We start from the raw sequence: 21,514 nt of genomic DNA, 5'->3' as shown, positions 1-21,514 counted from the left end.
TTATAAGGTAACGCCGTTTTTGAAAATTGCGACTTCCCGGACATCATTCTCTTCGTTTCGGGTAGTTTCGCCACTGGCTACCGCAATGATTTTTGCGATAAAGTCATCTAAAACTTCAGTCATCGGTTTTTCCAAAAGCTGACCAGCATTGAAGTCCATCCAATGGGTTTTACGTTGATAAATATCGGTGTTGGTGGCGATTTTCATCGTTGGGACATAGGCACCAAAAGGAGTGCCCCGACCCGTGGTAAACAAAACAAGATGACAGTCGGCAGAAGCCAAAGCGGAAGCCGCAACCAAATCATTGCCGGGACCTTCCAATAAACTTAAGCCGCTTTTTTTAATTTTGTCGCCATAATGCAGAACATCCACAACAGCGGAAGTACCGGATTTTTGCGTACAGCCCAGCGATTTATCTTCCAATGTCGTGATTCCCCCAGCTTTGTTTCCTGGTGACGGATTTTCGTAAACAGGTTCGCCATAAGAAAGAAAATAGCTCTTAAAGTCGTTAATCAAATGAACAATCTGATCAAAAACTTCTTGGTTTTCTGCTCGAGCCATTAAGACTTGCTCAGCACCAAACATTTCCGGTACTTCCGTCAAGACGGTACTGCCGCCTTGTGTCACTAGAAAATCAGAAAAAGCTCCCAGCAACGGATTGGCGGTGATTCCAGAGAAGCCGTCAGAACCGCCGCATTTTAAGCCGACATTCAATTCACTTAAAGAAATTTCTTCTCGGTGATCGTCACTGCAAGCCAGTAATAATTCTTCTAATAACACCACACCGGCTTCAATTTCATCTTCGACTTCTTGGGCGACTAAAAATTTTACACGGGCAGGATCAAAAGCGCCTAATTTTTTCTTAAATTCAGGAATCGTATTGTTTTCACAGCCCAAACCAAACACTAAAACAGCGCCGGCGTTAGGGTGCTTCACGGCATCAATCAAAACAGTCCGGGTATTTTGATGGTCCTGTCCAAGTTGGGAACAGCCATAGGGGTGTTTTAAAATTGTCAGATTATCAAATGGACCAAAATCCGAATGCCGCCGTTTGAATTCCTGCAAAATCAATTCTGCCATGCCATTGATACAGCCAACAGTGGGAACAATCAGCAAATCATTACGAATACCAACTTTTCCATTTGCCCGCCGATACCCTTTAAAGGTTAAATTTTTTTTGGGATAGGTAGTTGGATGCAAATCTGGTTCATAGTAATAGTCCAGCTCACCGGAAAGATTGGTTTTAACATTGTGAGTATGCAACCAATCGCCTTGTTGGATTAATTCCGTGGCGTGCCCGATTGGGTAGCCGTACTTTACGATATTTTCATTGGGCTGGATGACATTTAGTGCGATTTTATGCCCTTGAGGGATATCTTGGTTGGCAATGAGAGTCTGTTGATTGATGGTCATTTCGCTGCCTTTTTCGATGGGATGTAAAGCAACGGCCACATTGTCCCGATCATGCAGTTTTAGCAGATCGGCTTTTTGGGTTAATGTTGAAACTGAGGTTGTTTCCATACGTTTTCTCCTACATTTTTATTTAATTCCTGAACTAAAACTCGACTGCCGGAAGTATCAATGACGGTCATCATTTGACGAATCGTTTCAGACAATGCAGGAACTTGGCTTAAATCCTGCTGCCATAAATCAGATTGCTGCAATAAAAATTCGACTGGATCGGAGGCTTCACTAAAGGCCTGTTTAAACAATGCTAAAACATGGGCATCGTCTTGAGGCTTTGGACCATCTCCTCGGTAGCAAACGAACAGGGCGCTTAAAGCCGCCACGATTCCAGTTGGCAAGGTTTGTGTTTGTTTTTGGTAACGAAGCAGGATTGGCAACAGTCGTGCAGTAAATTTTGAAACGCTGTTTAACGCAATTGAAGTCAGTTCATGACGGACAAAAGGATTTTTAAAGCGTTCTTTGATTTGTGCTGCATAAACTTCCAATTCTTCTTTAGGTAAATCCAACATTGGAATCAGTTGTGTGTCAAAAAGCTGATCGATAAAAACGGAGAAATCAGCATCCTGCATCACTTCTTCAACGGTTTCCAAACCTGCCAATAACCCAAGAGGCACCATTGCAGTGTGAGGACCGTTCAGCAAATGGACTTTTCTTTCCCGATAAGGCGTCATGTCTTCCGTAACGACAACATTTAAGCCCGCCTTAGCTAATGGCAGGGATTCCTTTAAGGAGGCAGGACCTTCGATTACCCATAACAAAAAGGGTTCTGCTTTGACCATCAGCTGGTCTTCGTAGCCATGCTGTGCATTTAATTCTGCCGCTCGATCACGAGGATAACCGGGAACGATTCGATCCACTAAGCTGCAGCAAAAAGTATTTTCATTTTCCAACCATTCAGAAAAATCTTTTTCCAACTCCCACAAAGCGATATATTGTTGAATGATTTGTCGTAATTTTTCTCCGTTACGGTTGATCAACTCGCAAGGAATAATCGTAAACCCTTTTTTTCCTAACTGGTAGCGGCGGAAAAGCAGGGCAGTTAATTTTGCCGGGAAACTTTTTGGCGGCTGATCCGTCAACTGATCGGTTTCGTCAAAAGCAATTCCCGCTTCAGTTGTATTAGAAACGATAAATTCCAATGCATCATTTTCCGCAAGATCTAAATAAGCTTGCCATTCTTGGTAAGGATTGATGACCCGATTAACGGTGGTAATAATCTCAGATGTATTAACAATTTCTCCTTCTAAAAGCCCTTCCAAAATGACCGTATACAAATTGTCTTGTTTTTCCAGCAGAGTACCTAATCCCTGATTGATAGGCTGAACCACAACGGCACTCCCGTTGAAGTGTCCGGCTTTGTTCATTTGCTGCAATTGCCAATCAAAAAAGCCCCGCATAAAGTTGCCTTCACCAAATTGAATGACCTTTTCTGGATAAAAAGTAAATTCTTGATACTGCTTGTTTAATTGTTTCATAAGTTCCTCCTGTCTGCACACGTTAACATCAAATTTATATTTTTTCCCCTTCCAAGTTCGAAGGGGCTAAATAACGGAATCACGTATTTCTAATGAGGTGTCAATCAAAATTTGTTTTTCTTGAACGACTTCTTTTTGGATCAAATGCAACAACGCTTGAGTGCCCGCCTGACTGATTTTCATCACTGGTTTGCGAATGGTTGTCAGTGCCGGAGAGGTGTAGTGGGTAAAAGGAATCCCATCAAATCCCATCAAGGAAATATCCTCCGGTACATGTAATCCATGGGCATGGCAAGCTTTTAGAGCCCCGATGGCCATATCATCATTGGAGCAAAAAATTAATTTTGGTACTTGAGAAAGCTGCAGCAGCTTTTCGCAGGCGATGCGTCCGCTTTCGATACTGTAATCACCGACTGCAACCCATTCTGGACGAAACGGAATCATGTGTGCCGCTAAACTATCAAGATAGCCTTTTTTTCGTTCAATGGTGGAACGAAAGCCTTTTTTGCCTTCGATAAAACCAATTTCACGAATTCCTCGAGCAATGGCATACTCCATTCCTTGGAGGACTCCTTGGCGATCGTTGCTGGTGACACTAACAAAATCTTTCGGGTCTGCCTGACGGTTCAAAATGACAAACGGAATTGCGGCTGTTTGCAGTGCCGTAATAAATTGATCATCTTGATCAGTTTGGCTCATAACGATGACCCCGTCAAAACGTTGCAGTGAAAGAAAATCAAAATTTTTAAGGGTATCGATCCCTTTGACGGAAAGATTGTATTGATCCGGCAAAACGGAATTGATGCCTTTAATAACTTCTACTAAAAAACTATCACTGGTTCCATGTTCCAGAGAGGAAAAAAACAGCCCAATCATAAAGGAACGCTGCGTCACCAAACTTTTTGCATTGACGTTGGGCACATAATTTAATTCCTCTGCGATTTTATGTATTTTTTCTTTCGTTTCGGGACGAATCAACGAACTGTTATTTAATGCTCGTGAAACGGTCGTGTGAGAAACGCCGGCAATTTTTGCGATATCTTTGATAGTAACCATTTTGTGACGCTCCTCTCTGTACAAAAATAGCATATAGTGAAATGAGTAAAATGTCAATACAACAATGATGCACACGTTAAAATGATTATATAAAAAAGACCTTGTGATATTGTTTCAATATGATAGAATGAATGAGATGAGAAAATGATTATTTAATTCCCAGTAAAAAGTAAAGGAGTCTGTCGATGAAAATAAGGCAAAGATTTAATCATTCCGGTTTTTTTTATAGTATTTTTATCCCGGTTTTTCTTGTAGGAATGTTGATGATCATCAGCTTCAGTATTTACACCTACCAGAAAACCTACCAGACAATTCAAGAAAATTTAATTGAAGATCGAGCCAGTAACCTTCAGCAAATCAAAAACAACATAGAACAAAAGGTAAAAACCGTTGAATATTCTTTCTCTACATATAGTACCACCAGCAATTTTCAAAAAATTATCGCCAAACCCCTCACTTACCGCAGCTACACAGATGTTCGTGAAGTCACTTCTCAGCTTGCCTATATTAGTGTGATGGGAATTGAAAACGCCTCCTATGAATTGATCAGTCTTGAACAATCTTGGCGGATCGCCAATGGCTCGCTGGCATTTTTGACGGAGGAAGAAAAAAATGAAATCGATCAAATGACGCGGGACAGTTCTTCCTATCTTTTTTGGCAGCCGAAGAAAAAAAGTATTCAGATGTTTATTTCTTTGCCGATTTTTAAAACCAGCCGTTCTGCGGTGGGACGAGTGACAATTCCTAAAACGACCATCAATCAATTACTGACAGGCTCACAGGAACAGCTGCTTGATATTTACACGTATGATGGGCAGCAGTTATTTGCCAATAAAGAAAGTCTGTCGAAAAAACAGCAGCAGATTCTTAATCAGACAACGGATAAAAATGGAACTTTTAGTGATGAAGCCGGAGATATTTACCTGTACAGCAAATCTGATTACAACCAGTGGGTCTATGTTTCCCGACTGACCCATCAGCAGGTGACAGGCGCAATTAGAAATCTGGTGATTGGTTTAGTTGCAATTACTTTTGTGGTTCTCATTTTGCTGGTGTTTGTTTCCTATCTGGTAGCTAACCAAGCAGCTCGACCTTTGCGGGAAATTCGGGATCGTTTGGAAGTCCCGCGAACACCCGGCGGACGAAAAGCAGAAATCAATCAGATTCTTGGAGGGATTGAAGAAATTGTCGTGCAAAACGAAGGCATGACCAACAAACTCAAGACCCAACAACCCGAGCTGGAAACTCTATTTATCCTCAACCTATTTCGTAATCAAGTGGCGGTGGCGGATATTCCTCGACGTTTGGCACAATTTGGTTATTCGGAGGGAAAAGAATTTGTCACGTTGCTGATTCAAATCGATGATTTGGGTGGACGACAAGAAAGCACAAGAGATATTCTACTTTTAGCTTTGGAAAAAGTCGTAGGAGAAATTCTACCGGCATCCGAGCGCTTTTTGCCCATTGTGTTGAATAATGACACTCAAGCAACGATTTTACAAATTTCAGAAGAGCAGTGGAAGCGTCAGATTATCACTTACTGTCAGGCGATTCGAAAAGCCGCCAAAGACTACCTGAAAATAAAAATCAGTTTTGGTATTTCACAGGTTTATGCGTCATTGGAAGAAAGCAAACAAGCAGTCGACAATGCGAAGGAGGCACTGCATTTTCGAATCAATCTGGGAGCAGAGGCATTGATTTTTTATGATGAGATTGCTCCACAGTTGGATGCAAACTCGGTTGTGAAATATCCGGTGGACGAAGAATTGCTGCTAAACGATGCGATGCGGGCCGGTGACCAGACAGGGATCGATCAGGCATTTTCAACCGTGATTACCAGTATTTTTTCTGCCAATCATACACCTATTACTATTGAGACGGCCTTGTTACGATTGGTAAACAATATCATTCAACTAGGACAGCTTTTAGGCGCAGATGCCGAAGTTTTCCAAAATAATCATCGGATTTACTTAGATGTGCTGAATAATGACAATCCTGAAAAAATCAAAGGATTGATTTACCACGCATTGATTTTGCCTATCGTGTCAACAATTCAGGATAAGACAGACCGGGAGATTCGTTCCCTGTCGCAAAAAATGGTTCACATCGTTCATCAGCAATATGATCAAGAAATATCTTTAGACATCATTGCCGATCAGCTTCATTACAATCCCAATTATTTAAGCAGTGTGTTTAAAAAAGAAATGCAGTCCAACTTCGGGGATTACTTGCAAAATTATCGGCTATCTGTTGCTAAGGATTGGCTTATCAACACGAATTACACCATCAAAGAATTATCCGAGAAACTCCAATACAACAATCCGCAAAACTTTATCCGTTTCTTTAAAAAACGGGAATGTATGACGCCAGGCGAGTATCGCAAACAGTTTAAAGCATAAAAAAGGTTGTGATGTCACCCGCGTGACACCACAACCTTTTCAATTGATTTATCCTTTGACGGAACCGATCATTACTCCTTTGACAAAATAGCGTTGTACAAAAGGATAAACGATCAGCATTGGCAAAGTAGCCAGCATGATGACAGCCATTTTTACGGATTGTGCAGGAGGAACGACATCAAAGCCGGAAGCATCGGCGTTCATTCCGCTAGAGACGATGACAATCTGTCGCAACAATACTTGGATCGGCCATTTGTCAGAGCTGGTGATGTAGAGAATGGCTCCTTGATAGGTGTTCCAGTAAGTGACTGCGTAAAACAAAGAGATAGTAGCAATAGATGGCAGAGATAAAGGCAAAATGATTCGGAAGAACACGCCCCAGTCGGTACAGCCGTCCATTTTTGCGGATTCTTCCAAACTGTCTGGAATTCCTTGGAAGAAGTTTCGCATGATAATCATGTTGTAGGCACTAATTGCTCCCGGTAAAATCAAGGACCACAGAGAATCAATCAATCCTAATTGTTGCACCAAAATAAACATCGGAATCATACCACCGCTGAAAAGCATCGTGAAGACTACCATAAAGTTGATAATTTTTCTGCCGTGCAGGTATCTACGAGAGAGTGCATAGGCCATAAATGAAGTTAGAACCATGCTGACAAAAGTCCCCACCACTGTGACGAAAAGGGATACGCCGATACTTTTAAAAATCGTAGGTGTAGAAAGAATGTAGCGATAGGCATCCAAGGTAAAGGTTCGCGGGATCAGGATGAAAGGACGAGTTGAGATTTCTCCTGCTGTTGCGAAAGAACTAGCCAAGATGTTCAAAAAGGGCAGTAAACACATAAGAGAAAAAATAACTAGGAAGGCGATAATTAAGCCCTGCACGATTTTTTCACTAGTTGAAACGCGAATCTTCTTTTTTATTGTTGTTTCCATATTAAGAACCTCCAAATTCTTTTTAAAGTAATAAAACGTTTACAAATTGACTTTAGCATCCCCCTTTCATGACGTATATAATCACCTTTACAGATGCTGAAATGAAGAAAAGACCGTCAGTTTTCAGCCGAAAGAAAAAAACACGAAAAATCTGTGTTATAACAAGGTTTCTTTTGGAAAAAGAGTGAATGCGGTTACATTTGTAATGAGATGATTATATACGTAATGAACCATCACAACGTATGCTAGGACTATCAATAAAGAAAGAAATGGAGGAAATCATTGTGGAAACATCCGTTGTGATTGAACAAACAAAAAAACAAGAAAAAATTCGTGCACGAAAAAAGAAATGGGCGCAGATACGAACCAATAAATGGTTGTATGCGATGGTCCTACCCGGTGTGTTATATTTTGTTATTTTCAAATATATTCCTATGACCGGACTTGTCATTGCTTTTCAAGATTATCAACCATTTTTAGGAGTCATGGGGAGTCCTTTTGTCGGTGTTAAACATTTTATGCGGTTATTCACGGAAGACACTTTCCGTTTACTGATGCAAAACACGCTGGCTGTCTTTGGTTTGAATATCGCATTTTCTTTTCCTTTCCCTATCATTTTGGCATTGATGTTGAATGAATTGCGCCAAGAAAAATTGAAAAAAGGCATTCAAACAATCATCTATTTGCCTCATTTTATGTCATGGGTAATCGTTGTTTCGATTTTTTATGTATTGCTGACAACTGAAGGCGGCGTGATCAACAACTTAATTGAAGCACTTGGCGGCGAACGAATTTCCTTCCTAACAAGCCAAACGTGGTTGCGGCCGATGTATATCTTCCAACAAATGTGGAAGGGCGCTGGTTGGGGGACAATCGTGTACTTAGCAGCCATCACAAATGTAGATGAACAATTGTATGAAGCAGCTGAAATGGACGGTGCCGGAAAATTACGGAAAATGTGGCACATCACATTGCCTTGTATCCGACCAACAATTGTTACCTTGCTGATTCTAAAAATCGGAGATGTGCTGGAGCTTGGATTTGAGCATATGTTCCTATTAATGAATTCAATGAACAGAGAAGTAGCACAAATTTTTGATACCTATGTGTACACAGCAGGTATTCAAAATGGACAGCTGAGCTATTCCACAGCAGTTGGTTTGTTTAAAGGTTTAGTCGGACTGCTCCTCGTAGTTATGGCAAATAAATTAGCGAAAAAAGTCGGCGAAGACGGCGTTTATTAAGAAAGGTGACACAAAATGACCCTCGAAAAAATCAATAAAATGAACGATGTGTTAATCGGGATTTTAAAAGTTGCCTATTTGAATCTATTGTGGCTGGTGTTTACTTTACTGGGATTGTTTTTTTTCGGCATTGGTCCGGCAACCTATGCCATGATGAAATACTATGACCGCTGGCTGCGGTTGAAAGAAGCTTTGCCGGTAACAAAAAGTTTCTGGCGTTTTTACAAAGAACGCTTTCGTCAATCCGTGGCAATCAGTTGGATCTATTTAGTTCTATTCGGTATTTTGTGGGTCAATTTGTTTTCATTGACTCAGTGGTACTTGCAGGCGGCAAATGTTGTGATTCTGGTGGTGGTTTTATTTTCACTGACGCATGTTTTTACTGTCATGGCAGCGACAAGTTTTAAAAAGATTTGGGAAGTTTTGCGGGGAGCAGCATTGTTGGGATTGGGGTATTTGCATTACACCATTATCAGCTGGACCGTTATTCTTGGCGGGTATGTGCTTTTAGCAAGAACCGCACCGGCAGTCGTTTTTCTTTTTGGTGTAGGTGGAGCAGGCTTTATTTTAGGCATAGCCGGAAAATTGATTTTGGAAGGATTCATGGAACCAGAGGAAGTACCAACAGAAATATAAACAAAGCACACAGATTTATTAATGGAGGGAACAAGGTGAAATTATCAGAAGTTGCACTAAAAACAACCATGGAACGCTATCCATCACTGCCGGAGGTCAAACGCTATCACGGTAAATGGTCTTATGACTTTGGGGTTGTCTTAAAAGGGATTCAGGCGGCCTATCAGCAAACCAAAGAGGAAAAGTATTTTAACTACATTCAAGAGACCATGGATTTTTTCATCCAGGAAGATGGCAGCATCAAAAACTATTCCTATGAATCTATGAATATTGATTACGTCAATAACGGCAAATTATTGTTCCTGCTGTATCAAGAAACCGGAGCAGAAAAGTACAAAAAAGCATTGGATACCTTATTTGACCAATTGCAACATATGCCTCGTACCTCAGAGGGAGGATTTTGGCATAAAAAAATCTATCCATACCAAATGTGGTTGGATGGTTTATACATGGGAGCCCCTTTTTACGCAGAATATCTACTGACCTTTAAAAATGGAGAAGGTATGGAAGATGTTATCAAACAGTTTGAGCTGTGCTATCGCCACACACTAGATGAAACCTCCGGGCTGCTTTATCATGCCTGGGATGAAAAGAAAGAACAATTTTGGGCAGATCCCAAAACTGGTGTATCACCGAATTTCTGGGGACGTTCACTGGGTTGGTTCATGATGGCGCTGGCAGATACGATGACTCTTTTAGAAGGAGAACAACAAGCAAAACTGCAAACCATGTTTATTGATTGTTTGACTGCATTGCAAAAAGTACAGGACAAACAAACCCATACGTGGTATCAGGTTTTGGATCAAGGAGCACGACACGGCAATTATTTAGAAGCCTCAGCTTCCAGCATGATTGTTTATGCAGCAGCAAAAGCATTGAAGGCTGGCTTGCTTGAAGAAAACTGGCGGGACTTTGTTGAAAAAAGTTATCAAGGTCTAGTGGATGAATTTGTTTTTTATACGGAAGAAGGCTGGATTAATTTGATCCGCAATTGTGAAGTCGCCGGTTTAGGAGGCGAGGACAAACGAGACGGTTCTTTCGTCTATTACATCAGTGAACCGATCATCACCAACGATTTCAAAGGCTATGGGGCATTCTTACAAGCAACAGTAGTTATGGAACCATTGAATCAATAATTGGAGGCTTGAAAAATGGTACAAACAAGGATTACAGATTTTGGTGCAACAACAGATGGAACGCTGGTCACAAAAGCAATCCAGCAGGCAATTGATCACACTGCCGCACAAGGTGGCGGTCGGGTCAGTGTACCGGCGGGAAGATTTTATACCGGTGCTCTTTTCTTAAAAGACAATATCGAGTTGCATTTGATGAACGGTGCAGTGCTGGTATTTTCGGACGATCAAGCAGATTATCCAGTAGTAACTTCTCGATGGGAAGGCGTGAAGCAGGAAGTATATGCTTCTTGTCTTTATGCAGAAAATGCCCGCAATATTGCGGTCACTGGCTTTGGAACTTTAGATGGTAATGGACAGAAATGGTGGCACGTGTTTCGAAATGAGCGGGAAAGTCTGCGCTATCCTCGTCCAAAACTGATTAGTTTTGATTCCTGTGAACGAATTACCTTGAAGGATTTTCAAGCAATCGATTCACCAAGCTGGACGATCAATCCGATTCTTTCGGAAAATATCACCATTGACAACCTCAGCATAAAAAATCCAGCTGATTCCCCGAATACAGATGGAATCGATCCGGAATCTTGCAAAAATGTCCGCATCAGCAATTGCAGCATCGATGTCGGTGACGATTGTATTGCGATCAAGGCAGGGACCGAGGATACGGCACAACGGGTTTCCTGTGAAAACATCACTATCACAAACTGTACGATGGTCCATGGTCATGGCGGTGTGGTTTTAGGTAGTGAAATGAGCGGAGATATCCGCAATGTCACCATCAGTAATTGTGTGTTTCAAGAAACCGATCGTGGCATACGGCTAAAATCTCGACGGGGTCGTGGGGGAATCGTTGAAGATATTCAAGTAAGCAATATTGTCATGGATAATGTCATCTGTCCTTTTATTTTGAACTTGTATTATTTCTGCGGTCCTCGAGGCAAAGAAAAATATGTATGGGATAAAAATCCGTATCCAATCACGGAAGAAACACCCATGTTCCGTCGAATTCATTTTGCCGATATCACTGCAAGAAATGTTCACGCTTCCGCTGGGTTTATCTATGGACTGGCTGAACAATTTATTGAAGACATTACTTTCCACAACATTCATTTGTCTATGGCGCAACAAGCGATTCCAGGCCGTCCGGCGATGATGACGGGAATTGAGGATATGACGAAACAAGGCTTTTACCTTGGTTGCAGCAAAAATATTTTGTTTGACCGAGTAACGATGGAGGGCTGTGAAGGTCCGGCATTCCACATCGAAAACAGTCAGGAAATCGAAATTATTCATTGCCGTGAAAACGGCGAACCAATCGTTTATGAAGAAGGCGTGACGGTTGACAACTAGAGAAAAACTCGTGGCTTTTTTGGGAACACCGCTGACGGTAGAACCTAAAGCGCAACGATTGGAAAAACAGGTTTTTGAAACGTATACGCTAGAAACATTGCAACTGACGTTGAATACAGTAGAGACCGTACCTGCCTATTTCGCCTATCCTAATCAGAAAAAAGCGGCACCTCTTGTACTGTTCAACCATTCTCATGGAGGAGATTTTACACGGGGAAAAAACGAGCTGCTTCACAGTAGTGCGTATCTGCAACCGACTTCTTTTTTGGAAACCTTGATTGACGAAGGTTATGCCGTAGGGTGCATTGATATGTGGGGGTTTGGTGAGCGACAAGGAAAAAAAGAAAGTGAATGGTTCAAGGAATTTCTGGTCAAAGGTCACACACTCTGGGGCATGCGCCTGTTTGATAACCAACAGTTTTTGACGTATTTGCTGCAACGACCGGAAGTTGATGAAACCCGGGTCGGCACGATTGGGCTGTCGATGGGGGGATTAATGAGCTGGTGGTTGAGTGCAATTGATCAGCGAATCACCTGTTGCGTGGATCTTGCTGGACAGGTTGATTTGGCGGCATTGATTGAGCAGCGGGGATTGGATCATCATGGCTTTTATTATTATTTGCCGGGAATTTTAACGGCCTTTCAAACGATTGATATTCAACGGCTGATCCTTCCCCGTCCGCGATTAAGCATCGTGGGGCGGGAAGATCGCATGTGTCCGGCAAAAGGAGTCGCATTTTTAGATGACCAGTTGAAGGAAGCCTATGCTGCCAATGGCGTGCTGCCAAATTGGCAATCCTTGCAGTTAACGGGAGGACATCAGGAAACAAAGGAGATGCGAGAAGCATGGAAGCACTTTTTCCGAAAATGGCTGTAACAACGAAATATATTGGATCAGCAGCTTTTTGTGATTATCCAACAATCACAGCGGCTTTTCAAAAAGCACATTCCCACACGATTTTTTATCTATTGCCGGGAATTTATCAGGAAACACCACGGCTGTATGGGAAAGAAATCCAGGTGATCGGTTTGGGGGAAGTCATCATTGAAGGCAAACTTTCCGCAAGGCAAAAAGATGCAAACGGCAAGCCGTTAGGTACTTTTCAAACAGCAACTTTTTTCGTAAATGGGGAAGAAATTCTTCTAAAAAATTTGACGATTCGAAATGCCGCAGGTCCCGGTGAATGTGTCGGACAAGCCGTTGCTCTTTATCTTGAAGGCACGAAAATCACGGTGGAAAACTGTTGCCTGCAAGGACATCAGGACACCCTTTGTCTAGGCCCCTTGCCGGAAAGCGATAAACATGGACGACCACTTCAAAGTCCATGGCGAGAAAAAACTTATGAGCAGCAACAGACGCGGTTTATCCAGTGTGAGATTGAGGGCACAGTTGATTTTATTTTTGGCGGTGGCAACGGACAGTTTATGCACTGCCTTTTAAAATCGCTGAAACGTGTGGATTCCGACACGTCCAATTATTTGACCGCAGCTTCCACTTGTAAAGGACAACCGGGATTTGTTTTTGAAAACTGCATTGTAGTGGGTGAGCAACCTTACTTTTTAGGTCGTCCGTGGCGGCCGCACGCAGCAACCCGCTTTTCCCATTGTTTTTTTGATAAAAAATTAGCGCAAGAGGGGTGGGAGGACTGGAACAAACCGGAACAACGGCTGACCAGTCGTTATGCAGAAGAAAATTGCTGGTATGAAGCTTCCCCGAAAAGAGCAGAATGGATTACCTTCAAATCTAAGGAGGACAAACAAGATGAATCGTAAAATCGAAAAGGGATTGGGAATCGTCGGGATGGTGTTAGTGACACTTTTTCTGGGAGGATTTTCCGTCGTCATGAACCAGTTATCCACAGAAAGCTATCAAAAAATTTTTCAGCCGGTTTTCAGTGAGGTAGTAAAAAATCTTTCTGTCGATGAGGGCATTCTGTTATTTAAAACGCTGGGAGCCTGGTTTGCCATAACCGTTGTCGTAGTCCTATTCGTAGGAGCGGCAGCCAGTTTGTTCATCACAAAAAATAAATACCCGAAATTAGCGGGAATTTGCTATTTCATTGCAGGACTTGCCGCATTGATTGGGAGTCAATTACTGGCTTTTCCTTTTGCCTTTTTATTCTTTGTAAGTTCGATATTATGTTTTTTCAGAAAGGATACTCTCAATGGTACAAACAACAATCAAGAACCCCATTCTGCGTGGGTTCAATCCTGATCCGAATATTTTGCGGGTGGAGGACACGTATTATTTAGCCGTTTCATCTTTTGAATGGCTGCCGGGAATTCGAGTGTACACTTCTAAAGATCTGGTTAATTGGGAACATGAAACAGATATTTTGACCGACCAGGTGGAGTTGCAGGGCAATCCGCAAAACGGCAGCATTTGGGCACCGCAGATCAGCTATTGCGATGGACTGTTTTATTGTATTTATACGGATGTCAAAAGTACCCGTCGCCCCTTCAAAGATTGTCATAATTATTTGATTACCGCACCCAGTATCCATGGTCCTTGGCAGACACCAATTTATTTAAACAGCAGCGGATTTGATCCTTCCTTGTTTCATGATAATAACGGGAAAAAATGGCTGTTAAATGAAATTTGGGATTATCGAATGACCACTGGGAATAAATCAGCGGGGATTGTTTTACAAGAATACGATGCAAAAAAAGCTCGTCTAGTTGGTCCCGTACACAAAATTTTTGATGGGACACCATTGGCAAAAACAGAGGCACCGCATCTTTACCGTCACGGCGACTATTATTATTTGATTACAGCAGAAGGCGGGACCGGGAAAGATCATTCTGTTACAGTATGTCGTTCGAAAACACTCACAGGTCCGTATGAAGTTGATCCTGACTATCCCATGCTGACAGCCAGCGACAAACCGGATTCACCGTTACAATGTTCTGGACACGGCAGTATCATCCAAACGCCCCAAGGAAAATGGTACATGGCCTACTTGACTACCCGTCCGCTGCTGAGTGCGGCGATTCTTGGCAGAGAGACAGCAATCCAAGAAGTCGTTTGGACAAAAGAGGGGTGGTTACGTTTAGCCAGTGGGAAAAATGCACCAGAGCTTACCACTACAATCGAAACAGCAGAACCCGTCACGCAAAAAATTCAAACGGATTTTTCTGATAATTTTAGCGGAAAACTAAAAAAAGAGTGGAACACTTTACGGATTTTGGCGAAAGAGACATGGTGTGACCTTCAAAGCCGACCAGGTTATTTACGCCTATCTGCCGGCGAATCGCCACAATCGTTATTTGACCATCATATTTTAGCAATTCGACAAAAAGATTTTGCCTTCGAAGCAAAGACCCGAGTCGATTTCGAGCCGCAAACTTTCAATCAAATGGCAGGCTTGCTCCTTTATTTAAATGATACCAACTATTTATATGCGTATGTGACTTACGAGGAGAATCAGGGGAAAGTGTTGCGTTTCATGCGTTGTGAAAATGGCGAATGCCATATATCTGAAACAGCTATACCATTAACAGAGGCAACAACTTGCTTAAAAGTATCCGTCAATGGTCCGACCGGAAAATTCTATTATCGGGAAGATCAGAAAAATAATTGGCTGCCTCTTAATGAAGTACAGGACTTGTTATTTCTTGCCGGTGGGTTTACCGGAAATTTTGTTGGAATTGCTGTTCATGATATGGACAAAAAAGCTGGTTGTTTTGCTGACTTTGACTTTTTTGACTATCACGGGAATGACAGCGAATAAATAGTTATTTTAATCGGATAAAAAAGGATAATCAATTCTTATCATTGAGCACATAGAACAGGGAATAAACCAATAAATAAAGCGATTTCATCATGTTAAGAATTGATTATCGACTTATCCTAAATAGAAGTGTACCATTTTTAGTGTAATTGAATGCGCTGTCAAAGGTGTTCGAAATAATAATTCATTCTAAAGGAGCGAAGAAACATGTTAAAGAAAAAAAATTGGGGCAAAGCTTTGGGCGGGTTACTTCTAGCTAGTCTAGTTTTAGCAGGCTGCAGCGGAAATTCAGGAAATGAAGCAAGTGGAAAAGATTCGGAAGGAAGCACCAAAGATTCTGTTTCATGGATGGCCATGCTACATACACCAACACCTCCGGCCGGTGATATCGAAAATAAATTGGAGGAATATACCGGCGTAGATATTGAATTTAACTGGGTTCCAGATGCATCAAAAGATGAACGAATCAATGCAGCCTTAGCATCTAATTCCTTATCAGACATTGTTTCATTAACACAAATCTCTAGTACTACTGTTCGAAATGCGTTAGGTTCCGGCATGTTCTGGGATGTTGAACCTTATTTGAAAGATTATCCGAATTTAGCAAATATTTCTGAAGATCGATTGGAAGCATCACGAATCAAGGGACATATTTACGGTGTGCCTTTCCAAAAACCGATTGCCCGTTATGGAGTTTTAGTAAGAAAAGACTGGTTAGAAAACTTAGGTTTGGAAACACCAAAAACATTGGATGAATTGCGGGAAGTGGCGCAAGCCTTCACCGAAAACGATCCTGATGGTAACGGACAAAAAGATACTGTCGGTTTTGTTGAGCGAAATGAATCCTTCAATGTTGGTTTCCGTTCATTGACTGGGTACTTTGGCGCCGGCAATCATTTCACTGTGACAGAAGAGGAAGAAGTCATTCCATCCTTCATGCAACCTGAATACAAAGAATCGATGGAATGGTTCCGTGATATTTATGAAAATGGCTGGATGAACTCTGATTTTACCGTTATGGCGAAAAATGATCAAAAAGATTATATTGTTCAAGGAAAAGGCGGAATCGTTATTTCCGGCTTGCAGGAAGTCCGCAACTATGTAAACGATGCTAAAGGAACCGATCAAGAACATATGGAATGGGAATTGATCAATGACATGACGTATGGTGACGTAGAACGTCGAATTCTATCTGATACCAACGATGGTATGGGCGGATGGCTATCAATTCCAAAACAACAAGTAAAATCAGAAGAAGATTTAAAAGTTGTTTTGCAGTTCATCAACGATTTGATGGATGAAGAGCCTTATACGCTGATGACACAAGGGGTTGAAGGGGAACATTTCCAAATTACCGATGATGAAGCCTACGAGCAAATCGATACGACGAAATGGCAACAAGAAGTACAACCATTTTCTTCTTCTCGCCCGTCTGAATTGGTAACGACCTTTAAATCAACCGATTCTTATGCCAACTTAGCAAACAAAAAAATTGCCGAAAACGAAGAATTTGCTATTACGAATCCGGCACAACCATTGACTTCAGAAACTTATGATACACAATGGTCAACACTGATCGAAGGAATAGAAGATGCCTACTATAAATATATGATGGGTGACATCGACATGGACGGTTTCGACAAGGCGGTTGAAAACTTCCGCAACAGCGGTGGCGATACAATGATTAAAGAATTCACTGAAAGCTACAAAGAAAGTAAATAATCGATTTTTCTTAAACGTCAGCGAACTTGCTGACGTTTTTTTCTACGCTTTGAAAGCGTTTAGTACATAGAGTATACTAGCGTAAAAGAAGATGTTTTTATGGGAGGTGCTGGCAATGGAACGAGTGGTTGTTAGTAAAAATGATGAGCTGTTGCAGGCGTTAAGGAGACAATCGGATGAGATCTTAATTACCGGAGATTTAGCCGATAGGATCCATCAATTATTCCAGCAACAGTTAAGTGATGAGGCACGTATGGGAGTAGAATTAGGCACTCAGGGAAGCGCGACACTTGTTGAGCCGGTGTTGAATCACTTGTTTGGAAGTTTTAAAGGTGCAACAAAGGAAGACACAGCGATAAATAAGCAGCTGCTCACTTTGTATAAATTGAAAAGAAAGCAGCCTAAAATTGCTTTGGTCCGCTTGAAACAGTTGGAATATTAGAATGAATCAATTATACAAAGAGAGAAAGCCCAATGCTGAATTAGCATTGGGCTTTCTTACTAGGATATATATGGAAAAAAGGGGGAGCGGATTAAGGAAGCTTGATCACTAGTTCTGTTTCTTTGTCGAAGAAGTGACCTTTACTAATATTGAATGCCAAGTTGATGTTTTCGCCTGGTTTATGGAAATCTCGAGCGTCAACTTTAGAAACAAATTCTGTTTCGCCAGTTTTTGTATACAACATGGATTCAGCACCAAGCAATTCAGAAACGACGACTTGAGCGTTTACTGTTGCTTCTGGTGAAGCTTCAATAGCGATTTGTTCGCTATGGATATCTTCTGGACGAATACCAAAGATAATTTGTTTGCCTTCATAGCCTTTTTCAACTAAGACTTTATTTTTCCCTTCAGGAATACGTAATTTCAAACCAAAACCGTCTGTGATAACGCCTTGATTTAGTGTTACGTTAAAGAAGTTCATTGCAGGTGATCCGATAAAGCCGGCAACGAAAACATTTACTGGTGTATCGTAAACTTGTTGTGGTGTGCCGATTTGTTGGATAAAGCCGTCTTTCATGATAACAATCCGGTCAGCCATGGTCATTGCTTCTGTTTGGTCATGGGTAACGTAAATTGTTGTTGTTTCCAAACGTTGGTGTAATTTAGCGATTTCAGCACGCATCGCCACACGCAATTTTGCATCCAAGTTAGATAAAGGTTCATCCATCAAGAAGACTTTTGCATCACGCACGATGGCACGTCCAAGAGCTACCCGTTGTCGTTGTCCACCAGATAAAGCTGCTGGTTTACGGTCTAGATATTCAGTCAAGCCCAAAATTTCAGCGGCATTTTCTACCCGTTTTTTGATATTTGCTTTGTCGTATTTACGCAATTTAAGTCCGAAAGCCATGTTATCATACACGGTCATATGTGGATATAATGCGTAGTTTTGGAATACCATGGCGATGTCGCGGTCTTTTGGAGCCACATCGTTCATGACTGTTTCACCGATACTTAATTCACCTTCTGTGATATCTTCCAATCCAGCGATCATCCGCAAAGTTGTTGATTTTCCACAACCGGAAGGACCAACGAAAACGATGAATTCGCGATCTTGGATGTTTAAATTGAAATCGGTAACAGAATAGTTTTCTGCGTTGTCGTATTTTTTATACACGTGATTCAATGCCATTTGTACCATAAAAAATTCCTCTTTTCTTTTTCTTATGGGTTAACTATAAATGAAAGCGCTCCACATGGTAAGTGGCAAAGTGCACAAAAACCAAAAGAAATTCTTGTGCAGTTTGTTGAAAGCCTTTTATCTAAAAATACAAAAAGAAATGAAATGGAAAAAATCCATCTCATACAATTAATCAGCGGTGAGTCAATTAGTTGCCACACCTGCGGATATCATTGATAATAAAAGAAGGACTTGAAAATAATTAATAAAAGTATATTTGACTATTAATAAAAATAGCAGTAGGATAGCTGTGAGTTTAAGTCTAATTTACTTTTATTGAAAGAAGGAGTTTTCTTATGACGACGATCTATGATTCAAACGCGTATTTAGAAAAAATCGATGCTTGGTGGCGTGCAGCCAATTTCATTTCAGTTGGTCAATTATATTTGAAAGATAATCCTTTATTGAAGCGTCCTGTAGAAAAAGACGATTTAAAAGTCCATCCTATTGGACACTGGGGAACGATTGCTGGTCAAAATTTTATTTATGCCCACTTGAACCGAGTTATCAATAAATACAAACTGAATATGTTTTACATCGAAGGACCGGGACACGGCGGACAAGTGATGGTTTCAAATGCTTATTTAGATGGTAGTTACACTGAAATTTATCCTGAAATCACCGAAGATGAAGCAGGGTTGGCGAAACTTTTTAAACAATTTTCCTTTCCGGGTGGGGTAGCATCTCATGCGGCACCAGAAACTCCTGGATCCATTCATGAAGGTGGCGAATTAGGTTATTCAATTTCTCATGGTGTCGGAGCAATTTTGGATAATCCTGATGTTATTGCAGCAGTTGTCGTAGGGGACGGGGAGTCAGAAACTGGGCCGTTGGCGACAAGCTGGTTTTCCAATACATTCATCAACCCAGTGAATGACGGGGCAATTTTGCCGATTCTTTACCTCAATGGTGGAAAAATTTCCAATCCTACGATTTTAGCTCGTAAGTCAGATACAGATTTACGGAAATATTTTGAAGGAATGGGTTGGGATCCACTTTTTGTTGAAGGAACAGATCCGGAGAAAGTTCATCCGATCATGGCAGAAAAATTAGACAAAGCCATTGAAAAAATCAAAAAAATTCAAGAATTTGCCCGCTCCAGTGTGGCGGAAAAAGCAGAAATGCCTCAATGGCCTGTGCTGATCGTCCGAACACCAAAAGGCTGGTCAGGACCAAAAGAATGGGATGGCGAACCCATCGAAGGTGGTTTTCGTGCTCATCAAGTACCGATTCCGGTTGATGCCGAACACATGGAACATGTTGATGCATTGACTGATTGGCTGAAGTCTTATCGACCAGAAGAATTATTTACACCAGAAGGAAAATTAAAACCAGAACTTAAAGAATTGGCACCAAAAGGTAATTACCGGATGGCGATGAATCCAATTACGAATGGCGGATTAAATCCTCGTCCGTTGAAAGTGACGGATTGGAAAAAGCATGCCATTGATACCCGCACACCGGGAGCGGTCACTGCACAAGATATGATTGAATTTGGTAAATTTGCGAAAGATTTGATTGTTGCCAATCCGGATAATTTTCGGATTTTTGGGCCAGATGAAGCCAAATCCAATCGTTTGAACAAAATTTTTGAAGTGACCAACCGCCAATGGCTGGAAGCAAAAAACGATGCTTATGATGAATGGATTTCTCCTGTTGGTCGAGTAATTGATTCGCAATTATCCGAACATCAAGCAGAAGGCTTTTTGGAAGGGTACGTTCTAACCGGGCGGCACGGATTCTTTGCTAGTTATGAAGCCTTTTTGCGAGTGGTAGATTCCATGATTACCCAACATTTCAAATGGTTGCGAAAAGCCAAAGAGCAAACGTGGCGAAACCATTATCCTTCCTTGAACTTGATAGCAACGTCAACCGTTTTTCAACAGGATCATAACGGCTATACTCATCAAGATCCAGGGATTTTGACCCATTTAGCTGAAAAGAAAGCAGAATTTGTTCGAGAATATTTGCCAGCAGATGCAAATAGTTTGATGGCGGTGATGGCGGAAGTTTTGAGCAGCGAAGAAAAAATCAATTTGGTGGTTTCTTCAAAACACCCTCGTCCACAGTTTTATTCGGCGGAAGAGGCAGAGGTTTTGGTCCGAGATGGCTTGAAAATTATTGATTGGGCATCAACGGACGGAGACAGTGAGCCGGATATCGTGATGGCTGCTGCTGGAACTGAACCTAATTTGGAAATTTTAGCAGCAATTACTCTCTTGCATGCAGAATATCCAGCGTTGAAAATTCGTTTTATCAATATTGTCGACATTTTGAAATTACGTCATCCATCAATTGATCCGCGGGGCTTATCTGATGAAACGTTTGATACCTACTTTACGAAAGACAAACCGATTATTTTTGGCTATCATGGTTATGAAGGCATGATTCGTGATCTATTCTTTGATCGCCACAATCATCGTGTGCATATTCACGGATATCGTGAGAATGGGGATATTACCACACCATTTGATATGCGGGTCCTTTCTGAATTGGATCGTTTCCACCTTGCACAAGATGCGGCAACCGCTGTCTACGGAGAAAAGGCTGGCGAGTTTGCTCAAAAAATGACCGATCAATTGAACAAACATCATGATTACATCCGGACGTATGGCGTTGATCTTCCTGAAGTCAATGAGTGGCAATGGCAGTTGAAATAAGGAATAGCTCTGGTAATTTG

General features: G+C 41.5%; 17 protein-coding genes. 12 read left to right on the top strand and 5 right to left on the bottom strand.

Annotation, left to right across the window (positions count from 1 at the left end; genetic code table 11):
* The 3 genes from FFM66_RS08630 to FFM66_RS08620 form a co-directional block, all read right to left on the bottom strand.
* On the bottom strand, window positions 1–1,521 hold the full coding sequence (locus FFM66_RS08630) for a UxaA family hydrolase (RefSeq protein WP_137605644.1): 1,521 nt from the start codon (window positions 1,519–1,521) through the stop codon (window positions 1–3).
* Window positions 1,494–2,942 (bottom strand): tagaturonate reductase, encoded by a 1,449-nt coding sequence (locus tag FFM66_RS08625; RefSeq protein WP_137605643.1) that lies wholly within the window; start codon window positions 2,940–2,942, stop codon window positions 1,494–1,496. Before FFM66_RS08625 ends, FFM66_RS08630 begins: the two co-directional genes overlap by 28 nt.
* Before the next feature lie 66 nt (window positions 2,943–3,008).
* Window positions 3,009–3,998 (bottom strand): LacI family DNA-binding transcriptional regulator, encoded by a 990-nt coding sequence (locus FFM66_RS08620; protein ID WP_137605642.1) that lies wholly within the window; start codon window positions 3,996–3,998, stop codon window positions 3,009–3,011.
* Between the two features lie 185 nt (window positions 3,999–4,183).
* Here FFM66_RS08620 and FFM66_RS08615 point away from each other — a divergent pair, with 185 nt between their 5' ends.
* Complete coding sequence (locus tag FFM66_RS08615; protein ID WP_137605641.1) at window positions 4,184–6,397, top strand: helix-turn-helix domain-containing protein; 2,214 nt, start codon at window positions 4,184–4,186, stop codon at window positions 6,395–6,397.
* Between the two features lie 48 nt (window positions 6,398–6,445).
* Here FFM66_RS08615 and FFM66_RS08610 read toward each other — a convergent pair whose 3' ends face one another.
* On the bottom strand, window positions 6,446–7,336 hold the full coding sequence (locus tag FFM66_RS08610) for a carbohydrate ABC transporter permease (protein ID WP_048603847.1): 891 nt from the start codon (window positions 7,334–7,336) through the stop codon (window positions 6,446–6,448).
* A gap of 269 nt (window positions 7,337–7,605) precedes the next feature.
* Here FFM66_RS08610 and FFM66_RS08605 point away from each other — a divergent pair, with 269 nt between their 5' ends.
* The 10 genes from FFM66_RS08605 to FFM66_RS08560 all read left to right on the top strand — a co-directional run bounded on the left by FFM66_RS08605 (window position 7,606) and on the right by FFM66_RS08560 (window position 17,594).
* Window positions 7,606–8,580: an ABC transporter permease gene (locus FFM66_RS08605; protein ID WP_048603848.1), complete on the top strand. Its 975-nt coding sequence runs from the start codon at window positions 7,606–7,608 to the stop codon at window positions 8,578–8,580.
* A 15-nt stretch (window positions 8,581–8,595) separates the two neighbouring features.
* Complete coding sequence (locus FFM66_RS08600) at window positions 8,596–9,216, top strand: YesL family protein (protein WP_137605640.1); 621 nt, start codon at window positions 8,596–8,598, stop codon at window positions 9,214–9,216.
* 68 nt (window positions 9,217–9,284) lie between these two features.
* Complete coding sequence (locus FFM66_RS08595) at window positions 9,285–10,352, top strand: glycoside hydrolase family 88/105 protein (RefSeq protein WP_137605651.1); 1,068 nt, start codon at window positions 9,285–9,287, stop codon at window positions 10,350–10,352.
* A gap of 15 nt (window positions 10,353–10,367) precedes the next feature.
* Window positions 10,368–11,699, top strand: coding sequence for a glycoside hydrolase family 28 protein (locus tag FFM66_RS08590; RefSeq protein WP_137605639.1), 1,332 nt, complete (start codon window positions 10,368–10,370; stop codon window positions 11,697–11,699).
* On the top strand, window positions 11,689–12,576 hold the full coding sequence (locus tag FFM66_RS08585; RefSeq protein ID WP_048603851.1) for a dienelactone hydrolase family protein: 888 nt from the start codon (window positions 11,689–11,691) through the stop codon (window positions 12,574–12,576). The genes FFM66_RS08590 and FFM66_RS08585 overlap by 11 nt, the downstream gene beginning before the upstream one ends.
* Window positions 12,546–13,472: a pectinesterase family protein gene (locus FFM66_RS08580; RefSeq protein WP_137605638.1), complete on the top strand. Its 927-nt coding sequence runs from the start codon at window positions 12,546–12,548 to the stop codon at window positions 13,470–13,472. The genes FFM66_RS08585 and FFM66_RS08580 overlap by 31 nt, the downstream gene beginning before the upstream one ends.
* Complete coding sequence (locus FFM66_RS08575; protein WP_171000828.1) at window positions 13,462–13,914, top strand: DUF4064 domain-containing protein; 453 nt, start codon at window positions 13,462–13,464, stop codon at window positions 13,912–13,914. The genes FFM66_RS08580 and FFM66_RS08575 overlap by 11 nt, the downstream gene beginning before the upstream one ends.
* On the top strand, window positions 13,865–15,430 hold the full coding sequence (locus FFM66_RS08570) for a glycoside hydrolase family 43 protein (protein WP_137605636.1): 1,566 nt from the start codon (window positions 13,865–13,867) through the stop codon (window positions 15,428–15,430). The genes FFM66_RS08575 and FFM66_RS08570 overlap by 50 nt, the downstream gene beginning before the upstream one ends.
* Before the next feature lie 207 nt (window positions 15,431–15,637).
* Entirely contained in the window at window positions 15,638–17,152 is a 1,515-nt protein-coding gene (locus FFM66_RS08565; RefSeq protein WP_048603855.1) for an extracellular solute-binding protein, read from the top strand.
* A gap of 115 nt (window positions 17,153–17,267) precedes the next feature.
* A complete protein-coding gene (locus FFM66_RS08560; RefSeq protein ID WP_137605635.1) occupies window positions 17,268–17,594 on the top strand; it encodes a hypothetical protein in 327 nt (108 codons plus the stop codon).
* 91 nt (window positions 17,595–17,685) lie between these two features.
* On the opposite strand, the gene FFM66_RS08555 is transcribed toward FFM66_RS08560, so the two are convergent.
* Entirely contained in the window at window positions 17,686–18,795 is a 1,110-nt protein-coding gene (locus tag FFM66_RS08555) for an ABC transporter ATP-binding protein (RefSeq protein WP_048603857.1), read from the bottom strand.
* 335 nt (window positions 18,796–19,130) lie between these two features.
* On the opposite strand from FFM66_RS08555, the gene FFM66_RS08550 reads away from it, so the two are divergent.
* Window positions 19,131–21,494, top strand: coding sequence for a phosphoketolase family protein (locus tag FFM66_RS08550; protein ID WP_137605634.1), 2,364 nt, complete (start codon window positions 19,131–19,133; stop codon window positions 21,492–21,494).
* Window positions 21,495–21,514 lie beyond the last annotated feature (20 nt).

This window comes from Enterococcus songbeiensis, from assembly GCF_005405265.1.
GTDB lineage: Bacteria > Bacillota > Bacilli > Lactobacillales > Enterococcaceae > Enterococcus_C > Enterococcus_C songbeiensis.
The sequence above is the reverse complement of the archived record's forward strand: the minus strand, read 5'-3'. Positions and strand labels throughout refer to the sequence as shown.

Excerpts from the sequence above, each read along its gene's own strand:
- FFM66_RS08630 (WP_137605644.1), bottom strand. The coding sequence starts at position 1,521 with ATGGAAACAACCTCAGTTTCAACATTAACCCAAAAAGCCGATCTGCTA.
- FFM66_RS08625 (WP_137605643.1), bottom strand. The coding sequence starts at position 2,942 with ATGAAACAATTAAACAAGCAGTATCAAGAATTTACTTTTTATCCAGAA.
- FFM66_RS08620 (WP_137605642.1), bottom strand. The coding sequence starts at position 3,998 with ATGGTTACTATCAAAGATATCGCAAAAATTGCCGGCGTTTCTCACACG.
- FFM66_RS08615 (WP_137605641.1), top strand. The coding sequence starts at position 4,184 with ATGAAAATAAGGCAAAGATTTAATCATTCCGGTTTTTTTTATAGTATT.
- FFM66_RS08610 (WP_048603847.1), bottom strand. The coding sequence starts at position 7,336 with ATGGAAACAACAATAAAAAAGAAGATTCGCGTTTCAACTAGTGAAAAA.
- FFM66_RS08605 (WP_048603848.1), top strand. The coding sequence starts at position 7,606 with ATGGAGGAAATCATTGTGGAAACATCCGTTGTGATTGAACAAACAAAA.
- FFM66_RS08600 (WP_137605640.1), top strand. The coding sequence starts at position 8,596 with ATGACCCTCGAAAAAATCAATAAAATGAACGATGTGTTAATCGGGATT.
- FFM66_RS08595 (WP_137605651.1), top strand. The coding sequence starts at position 9,285 with ATGGAACGCTATCCATCACTGCCGGAGGTCAAACGCTATCACGGTAAA.
- FFM66_RS08590 (WP_137605639.1), top strand. The coding sequence starts at position 10,368 with ATGGTACAAACAAGGATTACAGATTTTGGTGCAACAACAGATGGAACG.
- FFM66_RS08580 (WP_137605638.1), top strand. The coding sequence starts at position 12,546 with ATGGAAGCACTTTTTCCGAAAATGGCTGTAACAACGAAATATATTGGA.
- FFM66_RS08575 (WP_171000828.1), top strand. The coding sequence starts at position 13,462 with ATGAATCGTAAAATCGAAAAGGGATTGGGAATCGTCGGGATGGTGTTA.
- FFM66_RS08570 (WP_137605636.1), top strand. The coding sequence starts at position 13,865 with ATGGTACAAACAACAATCAAGAACCCCATTCTGCGTGGGTTCAATCCT.
- FFM66_RS08565 (WP_048603855.1), top strand. The coding sequence starts at position 15,638 with ATGTTAAAGAAAAAAAATTGGGGCAAAGCTTTGGGCGGGTTACTTCTA.
- FFM66_RS08560 (WP_137605635.1), top strand. The coding sequence starts at position 17,268 with ATGGAACGAGTGGTTGTTAGTAAAAATGATGAGCTGTTGCAGGCGTTA.
- FFM66_RS08555 (WP_048603857.1), bottom strand. The coding sequence starts at position 18,795 with ATGGTACAAATGGCATTGAATCACGTGTATAAAAAATACGACAACGCA.
- FFM66_RS08550 (WP_137605634.1), top strand. The coding sequence starts at position 19,131 with ATGACGACGATCTATGATTCAAACGCGTATTTAGAAAAAATCGATGCT.